Raw genomic sequence first — 21,576 nt, forward strand, 5'->3', positions numbered from 1 at the left:
GCATACTCTTTCTGTTCATCGTGATTATGAGCGAGGATCGTTTTAAGTTCGGTATATTTCTGAAACGGCTGATGAAGTCGATGAAATACTGCTGCTGGTCAAGCAACTGAGCAAGAAAAAGGGTTTTTTAGCTGTCTGATCGTCTTAATCGACGATGAGACAACCTTTGTAAAACATAGAGAATTAAAAACGAAGAGCAGAGATTCGAAATGCTATGAATCACAGGCGTTGATGCAACGCTTACATTAGCCCCCGCATCATCAGGTACCAGTACATCGGTTTGAGCATGTAGAGGTCGAATGCCCACCAGATCCAGCGCTGTTCGCCGACAGCGAGAGGGAATGAAGGTGCGGCTCCGTTATAGTCGAACTCGGCAAGGATGATCTTGCCGTACTGTGTTTTAAGCGGGCAGACCGTATAGCCGTCGAACTTCTCTTTCAGCTCTTTATGCTCCATTTCGGCAATCAGGTTGCCAACCATTACAGGGGCGTGATGGCGTGCCGAACCGCCGGTCTTGCCTTTTGGAACACCGAGAACATCGCCGATACCGAAGACGTTTTTGTAGCGACGGTGCTGAAGGGTCTCTCTGTCGACTTCAAGCCACCCTTTTCCTGAGCCTTTCTGCCAGCCCAGCGGTGAATTGACGACGGCATCAGGTGCGCTCATCGGCGGTACGATGTGGATAAAGTCATATTCGAGTTGGACTTTCTCCTCTTTATCGATCATATCGTACTCTTCGAGATCCTCGTCATATTCGCCCTGAATCTGGTATTTGTGCTCGAAAGTCGCGACTTTTTTCTCGGTGTCGATAGCGACCAGGTTATGCTTGAACTTGTTGGTGATGTTGCCGTAGCGCGGCTGCACCTCGTTGACAAGCGTCTCGTTGACCTCAGGTACACCAAAAAGGCTTCCGCTGTTGGTGGCAAAGACAAAATCGGCACTCAGACCGTCGCGTTTGAGGTAGTCATCGCTCAGGTAGAGGATCTTCTGCGGTGCACCGCCACATTTGATGGCAGTAGCCGGCTGGGTACAGATGACACGCGGGTTGCCCTCTTTGGCAGCCGCATGTACGTCCTTGAACCACTGGTGGGTGATGCTTCCGCCGTCTGCGGTCCCTTTTTCCGGGTCATTCAGGTAGACACTGGAAATGCCGTTCTTGCCGATATCGTCGATGCTCAGTCCTTCGATCCACTCATAGTGATACTGCAGCCCGGTCGCGACGACGAGGTAGTCGTAGGCGATTGCCTCTCCGCTGCGTATGACCACCCTGTTATTGTCCGGATCAAAAGTCTCTACGGCATCTTTGATCCATGTTACGCCGTCAGGAATCAGGTCCGCATTGTTTTTGGCGATGTCGTCAAAAGTGTATTCACCGGCTGCCATAAAGACCTGCCCCGGCTGGTAGAGGTGGACCTCATTAGGTGCAATGATCGTGATGTCCGGGTCTGAAAGGGCGCGGTTAAGGCGAGCTGCAGCCATGATGGCACCGGCACCGCCGCCGACGATGACGATCTTACCTTTGGCACTGGAAGCTTTCGCTTCGGTGATGGAGCCTGAAGTTCCCTGTGCGATAACGCCGGCTGCGATCGGGGAGATCCCCATGAATTTTAATGCGTCACGGCGTGACATCTTGGGCGTCTCCTGCTCCAGGATGTTCAACAATGTTTTCTTTTCTTTCAAATGTTTCTCCTTCTTAATACTGGTAACGAACGTACAGGCGGATATCCTGTGCAGAATCGAGGTTTTTGTCTGCAGGGTCATCCCAGTAGCAGGTCGTGTTGGCGCGGTAGTCGTAATCGATGTAGGTGTATCGCAGCTGCGCACTCAGGTTCTTGCCTTCGATAGGGATATTCCAGTACCCCTCATAGGCGCTTCCGCGTGTCGCGATTTTGGAACCGATCACCGTATCTTCAGCCCAGGTCATCGGTGTCCAGTACTTGCTTCCCCAGTTGTACTCTACACCGAAACGGCCGCCGTCGGTCATCATGTCAGGGAAAAGGAAGCCGGCCCAGAAGCTGTAACCGGTTTCGCTCTCCGTCGAACCGAGCATCTCGTAGCCGCTGTCAGGGTCCGTCATCGTCGCCGCGGCACTGGCAAAGAGGGTCGATGAATCAAGAAAGTCGATATCTTCGTTGAGACCGTCAAGCTGGTAGGAGAGGGCTCCCATATGGGTCGTTCCGGCTGCAGATTTGATTTTTCCGTCAGAGATACGTGTCCCTTTCGAGTTGAAGATCATCGCGTACTGTGCCATCAAATTGCTTTGTCCGTCGTTGTAGATCGACATCGGTAAAACAAGGAAGTCGACCGGACCGTCATAACTGTCAGCTAATTCAGGATCGATGTACGGTGTTGTCGAACCGACTGCCACCGGATCATGCGCACGGCCGTAGACGACCTTGAGGTAGGAGCCCGGAAGGAGGGCCTCCGCAAAGTCGAACATCACCATCGCCGCATCGACCTCCATGTTGGTGATGTGCGCCAGCGGCGAGTTCGGTCTGGCATCGCCGTCGCGGTGGTTGGCCAGAAAGCCCATTGAAGCAGGGCGGCGGCCGACGCTTGCCGCCATCGGTACGGCCCAGTCGTTTCCGAATTTGTAGACGAAGTTACCTTCTCTGAGACGCACCGTCCAGTCATGCGGACGGGAGCTTCCGCGCCACGATTTGTCCGAAGTTTCATTCGTGTTTTCTGCTCCCCAGTAGCCGTAGACGGCCAGCTGGCCGCGGAAGGTCAGGCCTTCAAACGGCGAAGCCGCCATACCGAGCCAGAGACGGCTGGTCAACAATGCGGGATTGGTATATGTTTCACCGGCGTTGGCCGTGTCATCAGTGCCATCGCCTTTTTTGGCATCATCCAAATATTTGTAGTTGAGATTGTCATATGCGGCGCGGTAATCGATCGTCCACTTGATGTTGTCGTTGGCACTCTGTTGATTGACTTTTGAGATCTGCTTGTTCTGGTAGCTGTTCACCTTCTCCATCTTCTCAATTTTTGCATTGAGTGCATCGATCTGTGCCTGAAGGTCACTCTCTGCCGCTGTAAGCGAAGTTGATAATACCGCCAGACTTGCCAGACTGGAAAGCAGTGTTATTTTTTTGGTCATTTATAATTCCTTAGATGTCGATTTCTAATACAGCTGCAGATTAATCCTGCATATACAGCTGTATTAAAAATGTATGATTAAAGTATGGGTTACGGGGTGAGAGCTCACCCCTTTAAATTAGCAAGAAGGGATATTACCGCTGTCGCTTGCGAAGTCGTGAACGAAGTCATATAGATGACTTTTATATTTGGTTTCAAATTTTTTACTTTCGAAAAAGTCTTTACCCGCCGGACACTCCGCTTCCATCATCTCTACCAGTTTTCCCTCATCTTTTGCAGTTTCCCACTCCATCTGTGTATGGGAAGCAGCAAAAACAGCACCTGTTTTACCGCATACTTCTTTAAGTTTTTTCTGATAAATTTTTTGACCTTTGGCTGCATCTGCATAAACATTTGTACTTAAAACACCTAACCCGATAAGAGCGGTCATCGCAACTTTTGTAAATGATTTCATGTATTATCCTTTTTTATGAAATTTGCAAAGTCTAACTGAGTAAAAATTAATAATAACTTTAAATTAATAATTAGATAATTAATTGTTATATTATTATTTTTTTCGTCAAAATAATTAAATATTATTTCTCTATCTTCAGATGGTATAAATAAAAAATATATTGATAAGTTGAGAAATAAAATGCATGGAACTGCGTAACTATGGGATGGTTTCGGCATTTTTTCACTTCTGCTTAAAGTGTTCCGGTTGAAATTTACACACTATATGGAGGGCAGTCAATAAGTAAATTCTCTTCGATAGAATTCAGATGGTTTTTAACAGGAATAGAGAATGAGACGCTTATGCGTTACTTATAGTAACACACTGGTGTTTGGAAATTAATGCGAAGATGCAGAAAACGGCTATTTATGAACGGATATCCTGGGCAATCAGGCCCTGCACCAGTTTTCGCACCATCGGTACGACGACAAAGATCGTCGGAAAGGCGATCATAAAGGCTTTCCAGAAGGCACCGAGCCATTTAGTGACGAAGCCGTCGATGAGTCCGAGATTGATGAAGGTGATGACGAAAGACATAAAAAAGGACATGAAAAGCGACATCAGAAAAGCGAAGAGCAGGGGTTCGAGGCGTTTAGGGATCACGGTCTACCTTTGATGCAATATTTTGCGCATTATACTGTCAACGGCTTATATCAATCAAAAGGGCAAAGAAAGCAGACTTTGCGCTATCGGTTCATGACTTACTCCATCTAATTACAGATCAGTAAGGTGTACTGGTTGTAAAACTCCATTGATAATCATCACTCATGTTCAGGTCGACAAGGTCCTTGATACCTGCTTTTATTGTCACTGTATACAGGGTATCAAATGCCAACTCTTGCAAAAGATCAAAACTGAGTACTTGGTTAGAACAGGACAATGTTCCGGTAGCGAACACACCGAACTCGTCTTGCACTGTCAGGGTATCGGCTTGGACCGAGTCGCAATTAAGGTTTTCGTTAAAACTTGCACTGATATATGGACTTACGGATATGCCGGTACTTTGATCATTCGGTCGTATATAGATGACATATGGCGGGGTGGTATCTGCTTCACGTATCACCGTTATATTGGCTGTATCACTGTACTCTGGATCATACGCGGTAACGCTGATACTGTTACTCCCCATAACAAGAGGAATGTCAGCAGCCCATGAATGGCTTTTAATATAAGGCGTTCCTAGAAATGAGCCATATTGTACATATTGCGTAGCCTGTGCGCTTGCGCCGGTTGTTGCGTTGCGCCATGTGACTGTCACACCTGTGTCCGATGGAGAACCGCTGCAACATCGGGACCAACCGTCACTGATGAAGGCTCCTCCCGTTAGATGCACAAGCTCTTTATCAAGAGTATAGGGATTTGTTGAGGGAACGGTGATCGTTACCCATGCAGGATTGTACACATATGCGCCATCGCCATCGGAAGTGTCCGAACACGAAGTAAATATGATGGATACGATAATAAACAAAAAGATTTGAAATGATTTTCCAAACATAGCTACTTTTTCTTCGCATAAATTCAAAGGGAGATAGCCGTTATTATTACTATCTTTCGTACTAATATAACATTTAAAACATAGATGGACAATATAGATACTAATTATTATGTATTAGAAGCGCTGCAAGGGAGTTTTCGTGATATGACGCACCCATGCGGGTGCATGGATGGGAGTTGTTATAGCGCTTTGCTCATAATACGGTTCATGCGGGCGATGAAGTCGGCAGTGTCGTCGAGCTCCATACCGTCGAAAAGCTTGGCCTGATCGAACAGGACGTGCGCCGCATCGTTGATAAGATTCTGGTCGGCCGAATCTTTCAGCTTCGCAAGCAGCTCGTGGTTAGGGTTGATCTGCAGGATCGGTTTGATCGGCGGCATTTCACCGGCCTGGCCCATCTGCTGCATCATCTGCGCCATCATATAGCTCGGGTCCTCTTTGTCGATCTTGAGCGCGACCGGAGACTCTGTCAGCTCCGTTGTCACCTCGATCTCCTTGACGCTGTCGCCGAGGCTTGTCTTGAACTCGCCGATGAGTCCTTCATACTCTTTAGAGAGCTCCTCTTCTTTCTTCTTATCCTCTTCAGACTCTTCGAACTTGGCGTCCGTGACGTTGACGAACTTGTACTCTTTGTACTCGCTGACCATCGGGAAGACGATGGTGTCGATCTCTTCGTTCATCACAAGGACGTCAAGACCTTTGGCTTTGAAGCGCTCAAGAGACGGTGAGTTCTTGAGCATGTTGAGTGCCATCTTGCCGGTGATGTAGTAGATCTCTTTCTTCTCTTCGTTGACGTTTTTGACGAACTCGGCGATCGTTGTCTTCTCGTCGGAGTTGAGGGTGTTGAACTGCAGTAGCTCAAGGATCTTCTCGCGATTGCCGAAGTCGGAATAGAGCCCCTCTTTCAGTACATTGCCGAACTGCGCGTAGAAATCATTGTACTTGTCGGCATCTTTTTTCATCATCTTGGCAAACTCGGAGAGCACCTTCTTGACCGAAGCGTTTTTGATCTTGCTCATGACCGGGTTGGACTGCAGGATCTCACGGCTGACGTTGAGCGGAAGGTCTTTGGAGTCGATCACCCCGCGAAGGAAGCGGAGGTAGGTCGGCATAAGCTCTTTTTCGTCATCGGTGATGAAAACGCGGTTGATGTAGAGCTTGATGCCCGCCTGGTAGTCGACGCGGTACATGTCCATCGGCGCTTTTGACGGCACATAGAAGAGGGTCGTGTACTCGAGGGCGCCTTCGGCCTTGTTGTGCATCCACATAAGCGGTTCGGCAGAGTCGTGGGCGATGCTTGAATAGAAGTCTTTGTAGTCGTCGTCATTAAGCTCGGATTTGGCAATGGTCCAGAGTGCCGACGCCTTGTTGACCTGCTCATTCTTGATCTCGGTCGATGACGGTTTTGTCTCGTTGCCTTCGTCATCTTTTTCTGCAGGAACGAAGTGTTCTTTGTCCATGAAAATAGGGAACGGAATATGGTTCGAATATTTCTCGATGATGCTCTCGATACGGTGCGGCTCGAGGAACTCATCTTCATCATCTTTGAGGTGCATGACGATCGACGTACCGTAGCTCTCTTTCTCCGCTGCTTCGATCTCGTACTCGCCGTCACCGGCAGAGATCCATTTGTAAGCCTTCTCTTCGCCCGCTTTTTTGGAGGTAACCTCTACCTTGTCCGCGACCATGAACGCCGCGTAGAAACCGACACCGAACTGGCCGATAAGCTGCGAATCTTTCTTCTGGTCGCCCGAAAGGTTTTCAAGGAAGGCTTTCGTACCCGACTTGGCGATGGTACCGAGGTTGGCGACAAGGTCCTCATCATTCATACCGATACCGCTGTCATTGATGGTCAGGGTCTTGGTCTCTTTATTGAGCTTGATGTCGATACGCGGGTTGAATGCAAGGCCTTTGTAGTTTTCGTTGGTAAGGACCAGCATGTTGAGTTTGTCCATCGCGTCCGACGCGTTGGAGACGAGTTCGCGCAAAAAGATCTCTTTGTTGGAGTAGAGGGAGTGTATCATAAGTTGTAAGAGTTGATTGACTTCCGTCTGAAATTGATGTTTTGCCATGTTTTTCTCCAATAGATATAGATGTGAATTATGTTAGGCCGGGATTTTAACAAATTTAAAACAATAATGCAAGAAGTATCATCTTTCTTTAGCCTGTATGACTAAACTGTTTTTATTGTTAATATCTCTATGGTGTAAAAGAGATGTTGGATCTGTTGCTGATATAGAGAACAGAGGACATTTAGCAGATGAATTTTTAAGCAGGTAGAAAAAGCATTTGCTTCGCTTAATCTGTTATAATCATTCCATGGCCCAGGTATTTTGTGGAAGAAATGTCGGGCTTAACAGCTCTGACAAAAGCAATACTCCACATAACTATGTTTTTCTTTTGAAGAACAGTGATAATTTCGTTACTATATTGCAAACAGGAGAGCTCTGAAGATCCGGGGTAAAGACGGATCCGAGTTTTTTGAGGTCTTCTCTACTATATCGCATGCGTCCGGCGTGTTCTGTCCGCCCGGACACAGAAACAGAGATGTACATGTTACCAAAATATTTGCCTTCCAGTGAGGGTCTTTATGATCCACGGTTCGAACATGACGGTTGCGGCGTCGGTTTTGTCGCTCATTTAAAAGGCGAAAAATCGCACGACATCGTGCAAAAAGGGATGGAGCTGCTGCTCAACCTTAGACACCGCGGCGCGGTCGGAGCGGAAAGAAATTCCGGTGACGGTGCGGGGATTTTGACGCAAATGCCTGACCGTTTTTTCCGTAAAGTTGCCAAAGAGCTCGGTATCGATCTGCCAGGTTTTGGCAGCTACGGTGTCGGCGTCGTCTTTCTTCCCAGAGATCCCGAAGCCTACATCGAATGCGAGACGATCGTGGAGCAGTGCATCCGCGATGTCGGCCTGGAGTGTCTGGGGTGGCGGAGAGTTCCGACCGACAATACCAGTCTGGGGGAGAGCGTCAGCGCGGTCGAGCCTTATGTGCATCAGGTCTTTGTCAAAAGGGCGGAGGGGCTTGACGCCGATGCGTTTGAGCGCAAGCTTTATGTCGTGCGAAAACATGCTCAGTCGCTCATTGGCGACTCCGTCGTTGCCGGCACGCAAAACTACTATATGCCTTCGCTCTCTTATAAGACCGTTGTCTATAAAGGACAGTTGGTCACCGAACAGTTGAATGGGTACTTCGGGGATCTTGATGACCCGGATTTTGAATCGGCTCTCGCTCTGGTTCACAGCCGCTTTTCAACGAACACGTTTCCTTCCTGGGCACTGGCGCAGCCGTTCCGATATCTCGCCCATAACGGCGAGATCAACACGCTGCGCGGTAATGTCAACTGGATGCGGGCGAGGGAGTCGATGCTCGCCTCAGAGCTCTTTACAAAAGAGGAGCTGGAAAAGATCTACCCCTTCATGATCAATGATATCAGCGGTTCTGACTCCTCCATCCTCGACAACGCCGTCGAGCTGCTCACCCTGGCGGGACGTTCACTGCCGCATGCGCTGATGATGCTGATCCCCGAAGCCTGGGAAAAAGACAGCGAGATGGATGCGCAGCGTAAAGCCTTTTATGCCTATCACGCGACCTTCATGGAGCCTTGGGACGGTCCCGCCTCGATAGCGTTCACTGACGGCAGGGTCATCGGGGCGACACTTGACCGTAACGGTCTGAGGCCGTCGCGCTACTGCCTGAGCACGGACAACATTCTGGTGATGGCATCGGAGCAGGGGGCACTGGCATTCCCGCCCGAAGAGATTCTTCTAAAAGGGCGGTTGCAGCCGGGACGGATGTTCCTTGCCGACCTTGAAGCGGGGCGGATCGTACCTGACGTAGAGATCAAAGCGCAGATCGCCTCGGAACATCCCTATGAAAAATGGGTCGAAGAGAAAAGGATCGAACTCGACGCGCTGGCGCTCAACCGTGAGGTGAGACAGCCTGACCACGAAACGATTTTGCAGCGACAGAAGTGCTATGGGTATACCCAGGAGGATCTCAAGATCATCCTGACGCCGATGGCGAACGAAGCCTACGAGGCAACGGGTTCGATGGGAAACGACGCTTCGCTCAGTGTCCTCTCGAACCGCTCCGTCAATCTTTTCAACTATTTTCACCAGCTCTTTGCCCAGGTGACGAACCCGCCGATCGATCCTATCCGCGAGGAGAGCGTGATGTCGCTGCGCTCGCTTATCGGTCAGCAGGGCAACCTCTTCGACCAGAGCGGTGAGAACAGAAAGTTCATCGAGTTGCCGCAGCCGATTCTGACAAACGTCCAGCTGGAGAAGCTGCGGGGCGTGGACCGTCTTGGTTTCCGGGCAAAAACGATTAGTATTCTTTTCGATGCTGGAAAGAGGGGCTCTCTTGAAACGGCACTGGACCGCATTGAAACGGAGGGGCTGGAAGCGGTCAAATCCGGCTGTAGCGTCCTTATTCTCTCCTGCCGCGGTACGGACAAAAAACAGGCCCCGGTTCCCTCCCTTCTGGCGACGAGCGCGCTGCACCATCATCTGATCCGCCAGGGGGTAAGGACCGAATGCGGGATCGTCGTGGAGACGGGGGAGGCGAGAGAGATCCACCACTTCGCGACGCTGATCGGCTACGGGGCCAACGCCATCAACCCCTACCTGGCTTTCGAGACGATCGAGGACATGCGCAGGCGCGGGATGATCGACGAGAGAATATCCGGCGAGAAGGCGGTTGAAAACTACATCCATGCCGTCGCCAAAGGGATCTACAAGGTAATGTCCAAGATGGGGATCTCAACGGTCCGCTCCTATACGGGGGCACAGATCTTCGAGGCGCTGGGGCTCAGCGAAACGGTGGTGGAACGCTATTTCAGCGGTACCCCTTCGCGGCTTGGCGGCATCGGTCTCGAGACGATCGAGGAGGAGGCACTGCTAAATCATCGCAATGCCTACCCGGAAGAGGAGACGGAGGCCAACGATCTTGAATCCGGCGGGACATATTACTACAGGGAGGGAGGCGAGAGGCATCTGCTGCGCCCGGAGGCGATCTTCCTATTACAACAGTCGACAAGAACGAACAGCTATGAGACCTACCGGCAGTTCGCTGCACTGATCAACGACCAGAATGGAGAACTCTTCACGTTGCGGGGACTTCTTGAGTTCGTCAAAAAAGAGCCGATCCCTATCGAAGAGGTCGAGAGTGTCGAGGCGATTCGCAAGCGATTTGCGACGGGGGCGATGTCCTACGGTTCCATCTCCCAAGAGGCGCATACGACCCTGGCGATCGCGATGAACCGCATCGGCGCCAAGAGCAATACCGGCGAAGGGGGCGAGGATCCCAGACGTTTCGTGCCGCTGGCCAACGGCGACAGCATGAACTCGGCTGTCAAGCAGGTGGCCAGCGGAAGGTTCGGGGTCACTTCGGACTACCTCGTCCATGCCGGGGAGATCCAGATCAAGATGGCTCAGGGGGCAAAACCCGGCGAAGGGGGACAGCTTCCCGGCCACAAGGTCGACGAGGCTATCGGCAGGACACGCCACTCGACCCCGGGCGTGGGGCTCATCTCGCCGCCGCCGCACCATGACATCTACTCTATTGAAGATCTCAAACAGTTGATCCATGACCTCAAAAATGCCAACACGGCAGCCAGGATCAGTGTCAAGCTTGTCTCCGAGGTCGGCGTCGGGACGGTCGCTGCGGGCGTCGCCAAGGCGCATGCCGATGTCGTACTGGTTTCAGGGTACGACGGGGGGACGGGTGCCTCGCCGCAGACCTCTATCAAGCATGCCGGCCTTCCCTGGGAACTGGGCGTCGCGGAGACTCATCAGACCCTCGTGAAAAACGGCCTGCGTTCAAGGATCACCGTGCAGACCGACGGGCAGATCAGGACAGGACGCGACGCTGCAGTTGCTGCACTCCTCGGCGCCGAAGAGTGGGGAATCGGAACAAGTGCACTGGTCGTTGAAGGGTGCGTCATGATGCGTAAGTGCCATCTCAATACATGTCCGGTCGGCATCGCAACCCAGGATAAGGAGCTACGAAAGCATTTTCGGGGAAAACCGGAACATATCGTCAACTATGTCACCTTTATGGCACAGGAGTTGCGTGAAATAATGGCCGAGCTCGGTTTCAGGAGCGTAGAGGAGATGATCGGACGTGTCGACAAACTCTCATCACGAAGCGGTGTCGACCACTGGAAGGCGAAACACCTTCAACTCGAGCGGCTGCTTTACCGGATGCATGTACGTTCGAACGATACCCCCTTCTGTTCGACTGCCCAGGAGCACGGGACGGAAGAGGCGCTCGACAATGAGCTTATCGCCCTCTCGAAGCCGGCGCTCGAAGCGGCTGTCCCGGTCAGGGCGGCGATCGAGATCAGGAATATCCACCGCAGCGTCGGCACGATGCTCTCTTCTGAGATGACGCGTCGCTACGGCGCAGCCGGGCTTGGAGAGGATACCGTCTATTTCAAGGCGGAGGGAAGCGCCGGACAGAGCTTCGGCGCCTTTCTTACGAGGGGAATCACCTTCGAGATCGAGGGAGACGCCAATGACTACTTCGGCAAGGGACTATGCGGCGGCAAGCTGATCCTCTACCCGCCGAAGGCCTCGCTCTTCAGGGCTCAAGAGAATGTCGTCGTCGGGAACGTTGCCTTTTACGGGGCGACGGGCGGCGAAGCCTACATCTGCGGGCTTGCCGGCGAGCGCTTCTGCGTGCGCAACTCCGGTGCAAAGGTCGTCGTCGGCGCTGTCGGCGACCACGGATGCGAGTACATGACCGGCGGCAGGGTTGTCGTCCTCGGTGCCGTCGGCAAAAATTTCGCGGCGGGGATGAGCGGCGGGATCGCCTATATCTACAAGGATGAAGCATTCCGCAGGGAGCATATCAACCCTGCCATGGTGGAGCTTGAAACGCTGGAAGATCCGCTGGAGTGCGAGGAGGTCAGAGCGATGATCGAAAAGCATGTGCAGTACACCCAAAGTTCAGAAGGGGTGGCGATACTCCAGGAGTGGGAGAAGGCGAAGGCGCGGTTCGTCAAGGTAATGCCGAGCGATTACAAGCGGGCGCTGGCCGCCCTGCCAAGACGCAGGGACGAGCAGGATGTCACCGCATAAAGGAGCTATGCTATGGGAAAAGTAACCGGTTTCAGAGAGTTCAAACGTAAAGAGTTCGCCTATGCGCCTGTCGCAAAGCGCATAACGCATTTCAGGGAGTTTATCACGCCCCTTCCCGAAGCAGAGATGAAAGAGCAGGGTGCACGCTGCATGGATTGCGGTATTCCCTTCTGCCACAGCTTCAGCGGCTGCCCGCTGGGAAATGTCATCCCGCAGTTCAACGACGAGGTTTACCGGGGGGAATGGAAAGACGCCTTTGTGACGCTGATGGGGACGAACAACTTTCCTGAATTTACCGGCCGCGTCTGCCCCGCACCCTGTGAGACGGCCTGTGTCCTGGGGATCAATGATGACCCCGTGACCATCAAGAACATCGAGTTCTCTATCATCGATCGGGCGTACCGCGAAGGGTGGATACAGCCCATCCCTCCTAAAAAACGCAGCGGAAAAAAGGTCGCCATTATCGGTTCCGGACCGTCGGGACTCGCCTGTGCCGCCCAACTCAACAAGGCAGGCCACTGGGTCAGTGTCTATGAACGCGATGAGCGGATCGGCGGGCTGCTGCGTTACGGTATCCCCAATTTTAAACTGCAGAAGAGAGAAGTCCTTCAACGCCGCATCGATTTGATGAAAGAGGAGGGGATCGCATTTGTCACCAATGCCTATATCGGCGTCGACATCCCGGTTAAGGAACTCGAAGAGAACCACGATGCTGTTGTTCTGGCCGTCGGTGCGACGATGCCGAGGGATCTGCCGATAGCAAACCGCGACGCGAAAGGTGTCCACTTCGCGATGGAGTTTCTCGCTCAGAACAACCGCCGCATCGAAGGTGAGGCGATCCCTAAAGAGAAGGAGGTTCTGGCGACCGGCAAGCACGTTGTCGTGATTGGCGGCGGGGACACAGGGTCGGACTGTGTCGGCACGTCGGTGCGGCAGAACGCGGCCTCCGTTATCCAGATTGAGTTGCTGCCCAAACCGCCCGGCGAGAGAACAGAGGCGATGCCATGGCCAACCTACCCTAGGCTTTTCAGTGTCTCCAGTTCACAGGCTGAGGGGTGCGTGCGGGAGTTCGGGATCCTCTCTAAATCGTTTGTCAAAGACGAAGCGGGAAACGTCTGCGGGATAAATTGTGTCAAGATAGCGTGGGAAGAGAAGTCGCCAGGGATCCTGGGCGGCTTCAAAGAGATCGAAGGGAGCGGCTTCGTGCTCAAGGCCGACCTCGTCCTGCTGGCAATGGGCTTTCTGGGTCCGGAACCCTATGGGGCCGTCGCAGGATTTGATGTCGAACTCGACGAACGGGGCAATGTCAGGACGGATGCAAACTACGCGAGTTCAAAAAAAGGGGTTTTCGCCGCGGGCGACGCGCGACGGGGACAGTCTCTGGTCGTCTGGGCCATCCTGGAAGGGCGTGAATGCGCCCACGCGGTCGACGAATACCTTGCACAGCGGCCAAGCACACTCAACGTCAAAAACCACTCCCAGCGCGAGTACCGCTTCCGGTTGTAACGGAGAAAGACCTTCGGTAAAATCGTAGCCGCCTGCTCTTTTTGCAGGGAAGGGTTTTGATCAATGATGGTGATGGTGTTCCAGGATTTCGCGGATCGCCTCTTCACTTATCTCTTGAATATCTTCAATTGTTCCCTCGAAGGTGAGCGTCTCTCCGGCCATCGGATGGTTGCCGTCGAGCAGGGCGCGGTCATCATGGATCTCTCTGACCGTATAGATGATGACATCATCGGGAGACTCTTCCATGTACCCGTCGATCTCCATCCCGACAAAGAGCTCATCGGGAAGCTCGGTGAGGGGCTCTTCGACAACCAGCTCTTCGTCATACTCCCCGAATGCTTCGGCCGGAGAGAGCGTGATACAAATGCTATCACCGACGCTTTTCCCTTCCAGGGCCTCTTCGACTTTCTTGAAAATATGGCCATGGCCGCCGTGAAGGTAGATCAACGGCTCCTGATCGGGGTTGAGAAGCTCCCCCTCGCTGTTCGTAAGACGATAGTTGAGGGTGACGAGCGCGTCCTTGGTTATGGTCATTAATGTTCCTTGGATGATTTTATCGGCATGAAAAAAGATCGAATGCTTTGGCGGAATTATACCGCGTCATCCTGCTTACAGGGCTGAACCATCCGCTGCTCCCGTCACAGACAAACCTGCAAACAGGATGCCGATAACAGTTGGGGGACTGTCCTTCTATGTTCATTTTAGCTGGCGTTTTCTGTTGATCTGTTTTATTTGGACGACGTGTTCTTCGTGCCACCGCTTATCGCTAGGGCCCGTTTTTTCCGACGTGGATTCTTGGCATAGGACTTCTCACCCCATCTCTGGCTTAATGGCCAGATAAAGGCGTACCAGGGAACGGGTACTGCCCACATCTTTCCGTATTTCGCAGGAGACATGGCGCGGGTATGGTGACCCCCTACTGAGACATCGGCGACAATTACACCTTCTTCATCTCCAAGCTCCTGTTTCACAGTGCCGTCTGCGTCCACGATGCATGACAAGCCAGGGAAGCTGCTTTTCAAGTAGGGCAGATTGTCGGGAAGGTCTGTTTCCAAAGGGCCTGTCTGGTTAGCCATTATTACCGGAACACCCAGTGTCCGGGACAAGATCGCACGACTGCCGGTAATCATCCTGTCAAAGCGTTTGATATCTCCGGGAATGAAGGGATTTGGCCTGCCGGCGGCGAAGGGTGAGAGGAGAAGATCGGCATTTTCACTGTGAAGAAAGCAGATATGGTCGTAGAGGAGGTTCTCGTAGCAGATGCTCACGCCGATGCGGCCGAGTTCAGTTGCAATGACGTGACGGTCATTGCCGGCTTTGTAAAAATAGGATTCGACAGAAGCGGGCGGTTTCTTGCGTACGCGGCCGAGTAGTTTTCCCTTGGGGTCTGAAAGTATGAAACTGTTATAAAAGTCCTCGCCATCTGCTTCTAAAAAACTAAAGCCGATATAGAGACCGAAGCGTTTGGACGTGTCCAGCAGCCACCGGACAATACGTCCGTTGATGGTCTCTGCCGTCTCCCATACCTCTTCTGTCAGCATAAAACCGCCGGGCATCAGTTCGGGCAACAGGAGAAGTTCTGCCCCTTTTTCTGCTGCCTGCCGTATCAAGGCCTCGGCATGTTCCAGGTTCTGTTCCACCCTTCCCGGTACGCAGGTCATCTGTATGGCGCCGACCTTGATCGTTTTTGTCATCTTGCTGCTCCTTTACAGACTTTAATAGAATTCCCGGCTAGAACAGGACTCCTATCGTCTATGCATACACATCTCTATATCTAGTTATATCCAATATAGTATATGAATCAACCGTAATAGGTCCCGATAACTGGCAGAAAAATGTGTACTGAATGTATCAGTACTTGATGTTGCAGAGGTAGAGCCCTTCGTGCGGGGCGGGTTTGAGTTTGAACTGCTTCTCAAGTGAAAGCTGTGTTTTCAGATCTTCTTTAGTATATCTGCCGGCGCTGATCTCGAGCAGAAAACCGACCATCAGGCGGATCTGCGAGCGGAGAAAACCGTTGGCTTCGAAGTAGAGGACGGTGCAGCCTTTGTGGTTGTAAACCCTTGTCTTGTAGACTTCGCGGACAAAGTTAGTCGTGTCACTGCCGTTCTTTTTGAAGTACTCAAAGTTGTGCACTCCCTCAAAGAGCTTGATCGCCTCTTTGATCTTTGCTTCGTCCAGTGCGTCGACATAGGTGATCAGGTCGGCCAGAAAGGGGTTGGGTGTCTGGGTGCAGAGGAGATAGCGGTAGCTGCGTTTTTTGGCGGAGTAGCGGGCATGGAAACTGTCGTCCGCTTTTTCGAGCCGGCGGATGGCGATGCTTTTGGGGAGCATCCGCCTGAGGTTTTTCTCCAGCTTCTCAAGGTCGTTCCAGAACGGGGGAAGGTCGAAGTGGAGCACCTGCCGTGTGGCGTGCACGCCTCTGTCGGTGCGTCCCGAAGCGGTGACCTTGTCTTCGATCTGGAGCTGTCGGAGGGCATTTTCAATGGTGCCGTTGACGGTCTGCTCGGTCTCTTTTTGCACCTGTGAACCGAAAAAATCGGCGCCGTTATAGGCGATGGTCATCTTGACGCGCATTTAGAACCGTTTGACGATCTTGCGCCGGTAGTAGGGGTAGGTTATGCCAAGCCAACCCAAAAGCACAACAGCGATGGTGTAGTATCCGAGTGTGTTGACCAGGCCGATACTCAAACCGTAGTAGATAAGGATAGATCCGAACAGAAAGAGATAGACATAGGCTTTTTGGTGGCGTACATGGGCAACGCCGATGGCCAGAACCATAAAGAGGCTCAACACCGGGAAGAGTGACAAGAGAATATCGCTGATCAGCTTTTTGGTATGGATCTTCTGCAGCTTGGGTTCGTTATGGAACCAGTAGTCGTAGGCCGAGAGATGCTTTCTCTGATCCGTCGTCATGATGTTGTTGATAAAAAGGGTCTCGAATTTCATCTGTGTCAAGGTGTCGGTATCGTAACTGTAGCCGATCCCCTCATCGAGTTTAAGGCGCAGTAGACCATTGTTGTTGGTGATCTCTGCCTTTTTGGCTCCGATGATGATCTCTTCCTCTTTGTCTTTGTGAAAGAGGACGACATCGCCGAAAGTCTTATCCTTGTTGTCTTCGCCGATGTAGAGCAGCCATGATCCAAAATTGTGTCCGAACTCCGAGGCACTGAGGTTGAATTTTGCTTCACTCTTTTTCTGCTTGACAAAGTTGATCGAGAGGGTCTTTGCATGCGGAAAAAGATAGAAAAAGTCAAAGAAGAGTACCGTACTTAAGATCAGTGCCGGTACCATCAGCACTTTGAGTAGATAGTTGGGTCTGATCCCGAGCGTAAAGAGGATGACCATCTCGTTGTCAGTGGAGAGGCGAAAAAGTGCCAGGACTGCCGCGACGAAAAAAGTGATGGGCAGGGTGTAGAAAAAGAGCTCCGGCAGGACAAAGAGATAGAGTTTGAACATCTCCCATGCATTGAGCTGAATATAGGCCGTGAAGGCAGCCAGCTTGATCATAAAGATGACAGAGGCGATGGCAAACAGAGGTAGAAATATCGAAAAAAACGAGAGTGAGAAGTTCGATATGATGTACCGGCGCAACTTATCCATAAAGTCCTTTCAAGTAAGCTAATACAGGTGCGTCAAGCATGTAGACGATGTAAGCGGCCAGTGCCAGAAACGGGACAAACGGCAGTCTGTGGCTGTCGGCATCTCTGCCCTGTGTCAGCAAGATGGCAGGCAACGCGATCAGTGCCGACAGAAAGACGGCGACCAGAGAGAGCTGAACACCCATAAGCGCGCCCATGGTTGCCGCAACCATGATGTCGCCTTCGCCCATCGCCTCGAAATAGAGCGGCATGGGGTTGTAGTTTCGTACCCAGGCGGCTTTTTTTGTCGGTTTGACAAAGGCTTTGGTCCGTGCGTAGAGGTAGTAGGAGAGATAAAAACGCAACAGGGTGAAACCGCCGGCAAGCAGCAGGGCGTTGACGAAGTTGATGCCCAGCATCTGGACGTCGTTGACGCTGAAGACCGCCAGGGTCAATGCAAGCAGGTTGAGGCTGTCGGGCACGGCCTTATAGTAAAAGTCGATCATCGAGAGTGTCAGCAGGGTTAAAAATGCCGCCGCAATGCCGAAGGTGGCAAGCGAGAGGTCGTTTTTCAAAAAGATGCTCATAAAGAGCAGGCCGCTCAATATCTCGATCAGCGGATACTGTATGGAGATCTTCTCGCCGCAGAAGGCACACTTGCCGCGTAAAAAGAGCCATGATAAGACGGGGATGTTATGCCATGGCTTGAGCGGGGTGTGACAGCTTTGACAGTGTGAAGCCGGAAAAGCGACACTCTCGCCGCGGGGCAGACGATAGATGACGACGTTTAAAAAGGAGCCGATAACGGCACCGAAAATGAATGTGACAAGTGCTAACACTATTTTAATCCTCCAAAGCGGCGTTCAATGGTCATGAACTGCTGAATAACGGTTTCGAGCTCAGTGGTTGAGAAGTCGGGCCATAGGGTGTTTGTGAAAAAAAGTTCCGCATAAGCAGCCTGCCAAAGCAGGTAGTTTGAGAGGCGGTGATCGCCGCCGGTACGAATGAGAAGGTCGACTTGCTGCGGGCAGTCCAGGGCGTCGTTCAGTGTCGTCTCCGTTACTTTGATCTTGTTGTTGACAAGGGTATTGACGGCACGTACAAGTTCATCTTTTGCGCCGTAATTCAACGCAAGACTTTGCACAAGTCCGTTATTGTGTTTTGTCTTCTCCTCAACCGTCTCGATCGTCGTCAGCAGCGGACGTGAAAAACCGGAAAGGTCGCCGATAGGCTGAAAACGGATATTGTTTTCCATATAGGTAGAGAGCTCTTTTTGCAGATAACGGTCAAGCAGTTTCATCAGGAATTCGACCTCAAGTTTCGGCCGTTTCCAGTTTTCGGTACTGAAGGCATAGAGGGTAAGACGCTCTATCTCTTTGTGATTGGCACAATATTTGGTGACATTGCGAACGACCTCCGCTCCGGCTTCATGCCCTTTTACGCGCTTCATTCCCTGCATCTGCGCCCAGCGGCCGTTTCCGTCCATGATGATCGCGATGTGGCGCGGGGTGTTGAGACTCATAGTGCGGCAGCCTTGTCCAGGATAGCCAATGAGAGAGAAAGTTTGTCCATTTTCGGCAGGCTTTCAATGCCGTGAGCCGTGATGAAATCGATCTGGTTATCAGCTGTACCGAAACTGCTGCTGTCTTTGAGCAGGTTCAGACAGACGGCGTCGACCTCTTTGGTGCCGATCATTTCCGAAGCGTTTTTGGTAGCGTCATCAGCATCCATCTCCGCTTTAAAGGCGACGGTCCGGACGCCGCTCCTGTCAAGTGTCGCAAGCAGATCGATGTTCTGTTTGAGCTCAAGATTCCAGCTTTCGCCGATCTGTCTCTTCTTCATCTTGCCCTCTTGCGGGAACGCAGGGATGTAGTCGCTCACCGCCGCAGCCATGAAGAGATAGGGCTCTTTCTGGATCAGGCGCAGCGCCTCGTCATTGACGAGTGAGGGTCTGCTCATCTTCCCTTTTTTGGCGATGCGGATCGAATCTTTAAGGTAGTCGTACATCTCATCGGAAGACGTAACGTGGATGGTGTGGATATTGAGAGGAAGGTTCTCATCAAAACGGGTAGCAATGAGGTTGACATCGGCCCCTTTCAAAAAGAGGGCGGCTGCAAGCGCCGAGGCCATTTTACCGCTGGAATAGTTGGAGATGTAGCGGACATCATCGATCTTTTCGATCGTGCCGCCGCCGGTCACCATGACCATACGGTCTTTCCAGAAACTCTCCTGCAGGAGTGTGCGTGCGCTGTACCAGAAGATATCGATCGGTTCCGCCATCGCACCGTCTCCGGTTGTCTGGCAGGCGAGTTCTTTGACCTGGGTGTCGACCACCTCGTAGTTCGAGACCTTCAGCATCTTGAGCGACCCCTGGGTGATAGGGTTTTGCAACATGTTGGTGTTGGCAGAGGGGGCAATAAGCTTGATGCCCGGGTAGGCAAGGGCGCACTGCAACAGCATATTGTCGGCGATGGCGTTGGCCAGTTTGGCAATGGTGTTGGCGGTACAGGGAGCGATGACAAAAAGGTCCGCCCACTGCGTTGTCTTGATGTGGTTATGGTCGTCCGCCCACGATTCGCTCGCTTCATCGAGCACCTTGTTGCGCGAAAGCGTTTCAAAACTCAGCGGTGCGACGAACTTCTTGGCCGATTCGCTCATGACCACTTTGACATCGGCACCCGCTTTGACAAAGAGACGGACCAGTTCCAGGGACTTGTAGACGGCGATCGAACCGGTCACACCCAGGAGGATCTTTTTGCCCGCTAAAAGATTTTCAGGAATGAGCATTAGTTTTCCTTGCCGAAAAATTTGTAAAAGAAGTTTTCAATCACTTTGAGTTTAGGGCGGCTGAGTACCAGGACACCGCTCTTGACACGGTCGCTTGCCAGGGTCGTACCGGCGCCGACCATTACATCGTCCTCGATGGTGCACGGTGCGATGATCTGGGTGTCGGAACCGACAAAAACATTTTTGCCGATAACGGTCTTATGTTTTCTGATGCCGTCATAGTTACAGGTGATGACGCCGGCGCCGATGTTGGTACCGCGGCCTACCTCTGCGTCGCCGATGTAGCTTAAATGGCCTGCCTTCACCCCGTCGAGCGTTGCTTTTTTGACCTCGACGAAGTTGCCGACATGCGTGTCGGTGAGATGCGAAAGCGGGCGCAGATGGCCCATCGGACCGATATCGGAGTTGACCATTGTTGAGTCTTCGACGACGGAGTGTGCCTTGATGTGAGAGCTTACGATCCTGGAGTTACCGCAGATGCGCGCGCCGTTCTCGACGATGCATTCGCCCTCAAACTCGACACCGGCTTCGATATAGATCGTATGTGGCAGTTGCATGATGATCCCCTCGTTCATCCATCTGTTGCGGATACGATCCTGCATGATCTCTTCGGCATTGGCAAGGTCGAGTTTTGAATTGACCCCTTTGAAGTGCTCTTCATCGACTTCGAGGGGTTCGATGTTGATCCCATCAGCCTTGGCCAGCGCGATGACGTCGGTAAGATAGTACTCTTTCTGCGCATTGTCGCTGGAAAGACGGGGGACATACTTCTCAAGGACACTGCGTTTGAAACTGTAGATGCCCGCATTGACGTAAGTGATGGCAAGTTCTTCCTGGGTGGCGTCTTTTTGTTCGACGATGCGTTCGACACCGTGTCTGCCGATGACGACGCGCCCGTAGCCCGAAGGATCGACAAGGTTGAAGATGGACATCACGATGTTGCTTTTGCTCTCGACAAACCCGTGCAGGGCATCGGCGGTGATCAGCGGCATGTCACCGTTAAGCACCAGCACCTTCTCATAACGCGGTTCGATCCCCATGACCGCACCGCCGGTTCCGGGAAAGTTCTCGGTATCCTGCTCGATGAAGGTGATATTGTCAAACTCGGAACTAATCGCTTCGGTCACGGCCTCTTTCTGATGGGCGACTACGACGATGACGTCATCGGTAAGCTCTAATGCGGCTTTAACGGAGTGATAGATCATCGGCTTGCCGCTGATGGTGTGCAATACCTTTGCCTTGGGCGATTTCATGCGGCTGCCTTTGCCGGCAGCGAGAATAACGATTGAAAGTTCTTGGTTCATCTAAGGTTCTTTGATTTTTTATTGCTATTTTACCGTAAGAAGATGGATTTGAGGTTAGAGTGCGCTTTTCGTAGGTAGGTGAGACGGTTTTTGTCAAGGAAGTCGGTGAATTCAACTTCTAAACGATAGTGAATTTGTATCCATTTTGGATTGTCGCAGATTCAACCTTTCTTCTCTGTCGCGCCAGAGAAGAAATCTTGAGGGAAAGAAGAGAGGCGC

Annotated in this window: 16 protein-coding genes; 2 read left to right on the top strand and 14 right to left on the bottom strand. The window is 51.9% G+C overall.

Translation table 11 applies throughout. The features are described 5' to 3' along the window. Positions 1 to 240: 240 nt before the first annotated feature. The 6 genes from WCY20_RS05770 to htpG form a co-directional block, all read right to left on the bottom strand. On the bottom strand, positions 241 to 1,680 hold the full coding sequence (locus tag WCY20_RS05770; RefSeq protein ID WP_345977724.1) for an FAD/NAD(P)-binding oxidoreductase: 1,440 nt from the start codon (positions 1,678 to 1,680) through the stop codon (positions 241 to 243). Positions 1,681 to 1,693: 13 nt separating this feature from the next. Continuing rightward, entirely contained in the window at positions 1,694 to 3,100 is a 1,407-nt protein-coding gene (locus WCY20_RS05775; protein ID WP_345977725.1) for a DUF3373 family protein, read from the bottom strand. Between the two features lie 117 nt (positions 3,101 to 3,217). Beyond that, entirely contained in the window at positions 3,218 to 3,553 is a 336-nt protein-coding gene (locus tag WCY20_RS05780; protein ID WP_345977726.1) for a cytochrome C, read from the bottom strand. Positions 3,554 to 3,958: 405 nt separating this feature from the next. Then, positions 3,959 to 4,195 (bottom strand): DUF2798 domain-containing protein, encoded by a 237-nt coding sequence (locus WCY20_RS05785; protein WP_345977728.1) that lies wholly within the window; start codon positions 4,193 to 4,195, stop codon positions 3,959 to 3,961. Positions 4,196 to 4,313: 118 nt separating this feature from the next. Next, a complete protein-coding gene (locus tag WCY20_RS05790) occupies positions 4,314 to 5,087 on the bottom strand; it encodes an Ig-like domain-containing protein (RefSeq protein WP_345977730.1) in 774 nt (257 codons plus the stop codon). A gap of 179 nt (positions 5,088 to 5,266) precedes the next feature. Further along, positions 5,267 to 7,159 carry a molecular chaperone HtpG gene (htpG, locus tag WCY20_RS05795; protein WP_345977731.1) on the bottom strand — a complete coding sequence of 631 codons (1,893 nt, stop codon included), beginning with the start codon at positions 7,157 to 7,159 and terminating at the stop codon, positions 5,267 to 5,269. Between the two features lie 481 nt (positions 7,160 to 7,640). Here htpG and gltB point away from each other — a divergent pair, with 481 nt between their 5' ends. After that, a complete protein-coding gene (gene gltB / locus WCY20_RS05800) occupies positions 7,641 to 12,179 on the top strand; it encodes a glutamate synthase large subunit (protein ID WP_345977732.1) in 4,539 nt (1,512 codons plus the stop codon). A 12-nt stretch (positions 12,180 to 12,191) separates the two neighbouring features. Then, complete coding sequence (locus WCY20_RS05805) at positions 12,192 to 13,685, top strand: glutamate synthase subunit beta (protein ID WP_345977734.1); 1,494 nt, start codon at positions 12,192 to 12,194, stop codon at positions 13,683 to 13,685. Positions 13,686 to 13,745: 60 nt separating this feature from the next. Here the strand turns inward: WCY20_RS05805 and WCY20_RS05810 are convergent, their stop codons facing one another. From WCY20_RS05810 to glmU, 8 genes are all read right to left on the bottom strand, one after another. Beyond that, the gene (locus tag WCY20_RS05810; protein ID WP_345977735.1) at positions 13,746 to 14,219 is read right to left on the bottom strand and encodes a peptidylprolyl isomerase; all 474 of its coding nucleotides are present in this window, start codon (positions 14,217 to 14,219) and stop codon (positions 13,746 to 13,748) included. Positions 14,220 to 14,413: 194 nt separating this feature from the next. Further along, positions 14,414 to 15,379, bottom strand: coding sequence for a carbon-nitrogen hydrolase family protein (locus WCY20_RS05815; RefSeq protein ID WP_345977737.1), 966 nt, complete (start codon positions 15,377 to 15,379; stop codon positions 14,414 to 14,416). Positions 15,380 to 15,536: 157 nt separating this feature from the next. Beyond that, positions 15,537 to 16,262 carry a tRNA pseudouridine(38-40) synthase TruA gene (gene truA, locus WCY20_RS05820; RefSeq protein ID WP_345977739.1) on the bottom strand — a complete coding sequence of 242 codons (726 nt, stop codon included), beginning with the start codon at positions 16,260 to 16,262 and terminating at the stop codon, positions 15,537 to 15,539. Then, positions 16,263 to 17,288: an LptF/LptG family permease gene (locus WCY20_RS05825; RefSeq protein WP_345977741.1), complete on the bottom strand. Its 1,026-nt coding sequence runs from the start codon at positions 17,286 to 17,288 to the stop codon at positions 16,263 to 16,265. It abuts the gene before it with no gap. Further along, the gene (locus WCY20_RS05830) at positions 17,281 to 18,105 is read right to left on the bottom strand and encodes a prepilin peptidase (protein WP_345977743.1); all 825 of its coding nucleotides are present in this window, start codon (positions 18,103 to 18,105) and stop codon (positions 17,281 to 17,283) included. Before WCY20_RS05830 ends, WCY20_RS05825 begins: the two co-directional genes overlap by 8 nt. Continuing rightward, entirely contained in the window at positions 18,105 to 18,788 is a 684-nt protein-coding gene (locus tag WCY20_RS05835; protein ID WP_345977745.1) for a di-trans,poly-cis-decaprenylcistransferase, read from the bottom strand. Before WCY20_RS05835 ends, WCY20_RS05830 begins: the two co-directional genes overlap by 1 nt. Beyond that, positions 18,785 to 20,053: a bifunctional phosphopantothenoylcysteine decarboxylase/phosphopantothenate--cysteine ligase CoaBC gene (gene coaBC / locus WCY20_RS05840; RefSeq protein ID WP_345977746.1), complete on the bottom strand. Its 1,269-nt coding sequence runs from the start codon at positions 20,051 to 20,053 to the stop codon at positions 18,785 to 18,787. Before coaBC ends, WCY20_RS05835 begins: the two co-directional genes overlap by 4 nt. Next, positions 20,053 to 21,357 carry a bifunctional UDP-N-acetylglucosamine diphosphorylase/glucosamine-1-phosphate N-acetyltransferase GlmU gene (gene glmU, locus WCY20_RS05845; RefSeq protein ID WP_345977747.1) on the bottom strand — a complete coding sequence of 435 codons (1,305 nt, stop codon included), beginning with the start codon at positions 21,355 to 21,357 and terminating at the stop codon, positions 20,053 to 20,055. The genes coaBC and glmU overlap by 1 nt, the downstream gene beginning before the upstream one ends. Positions 21,358 to 21,576 lie beyond the last annotated feature (219 nt).

It is taken from the genome of Sulfurimonas sp. HSL3-7 (assembly GCF_039645985.1).
GTDB lineage: Bacteria > Campylobacterota > Campylobacteria > Campylobacterales > Sulfurimonadaceae > Sulfonitrofixus > Sulfonitrofixus jiaomeiensis.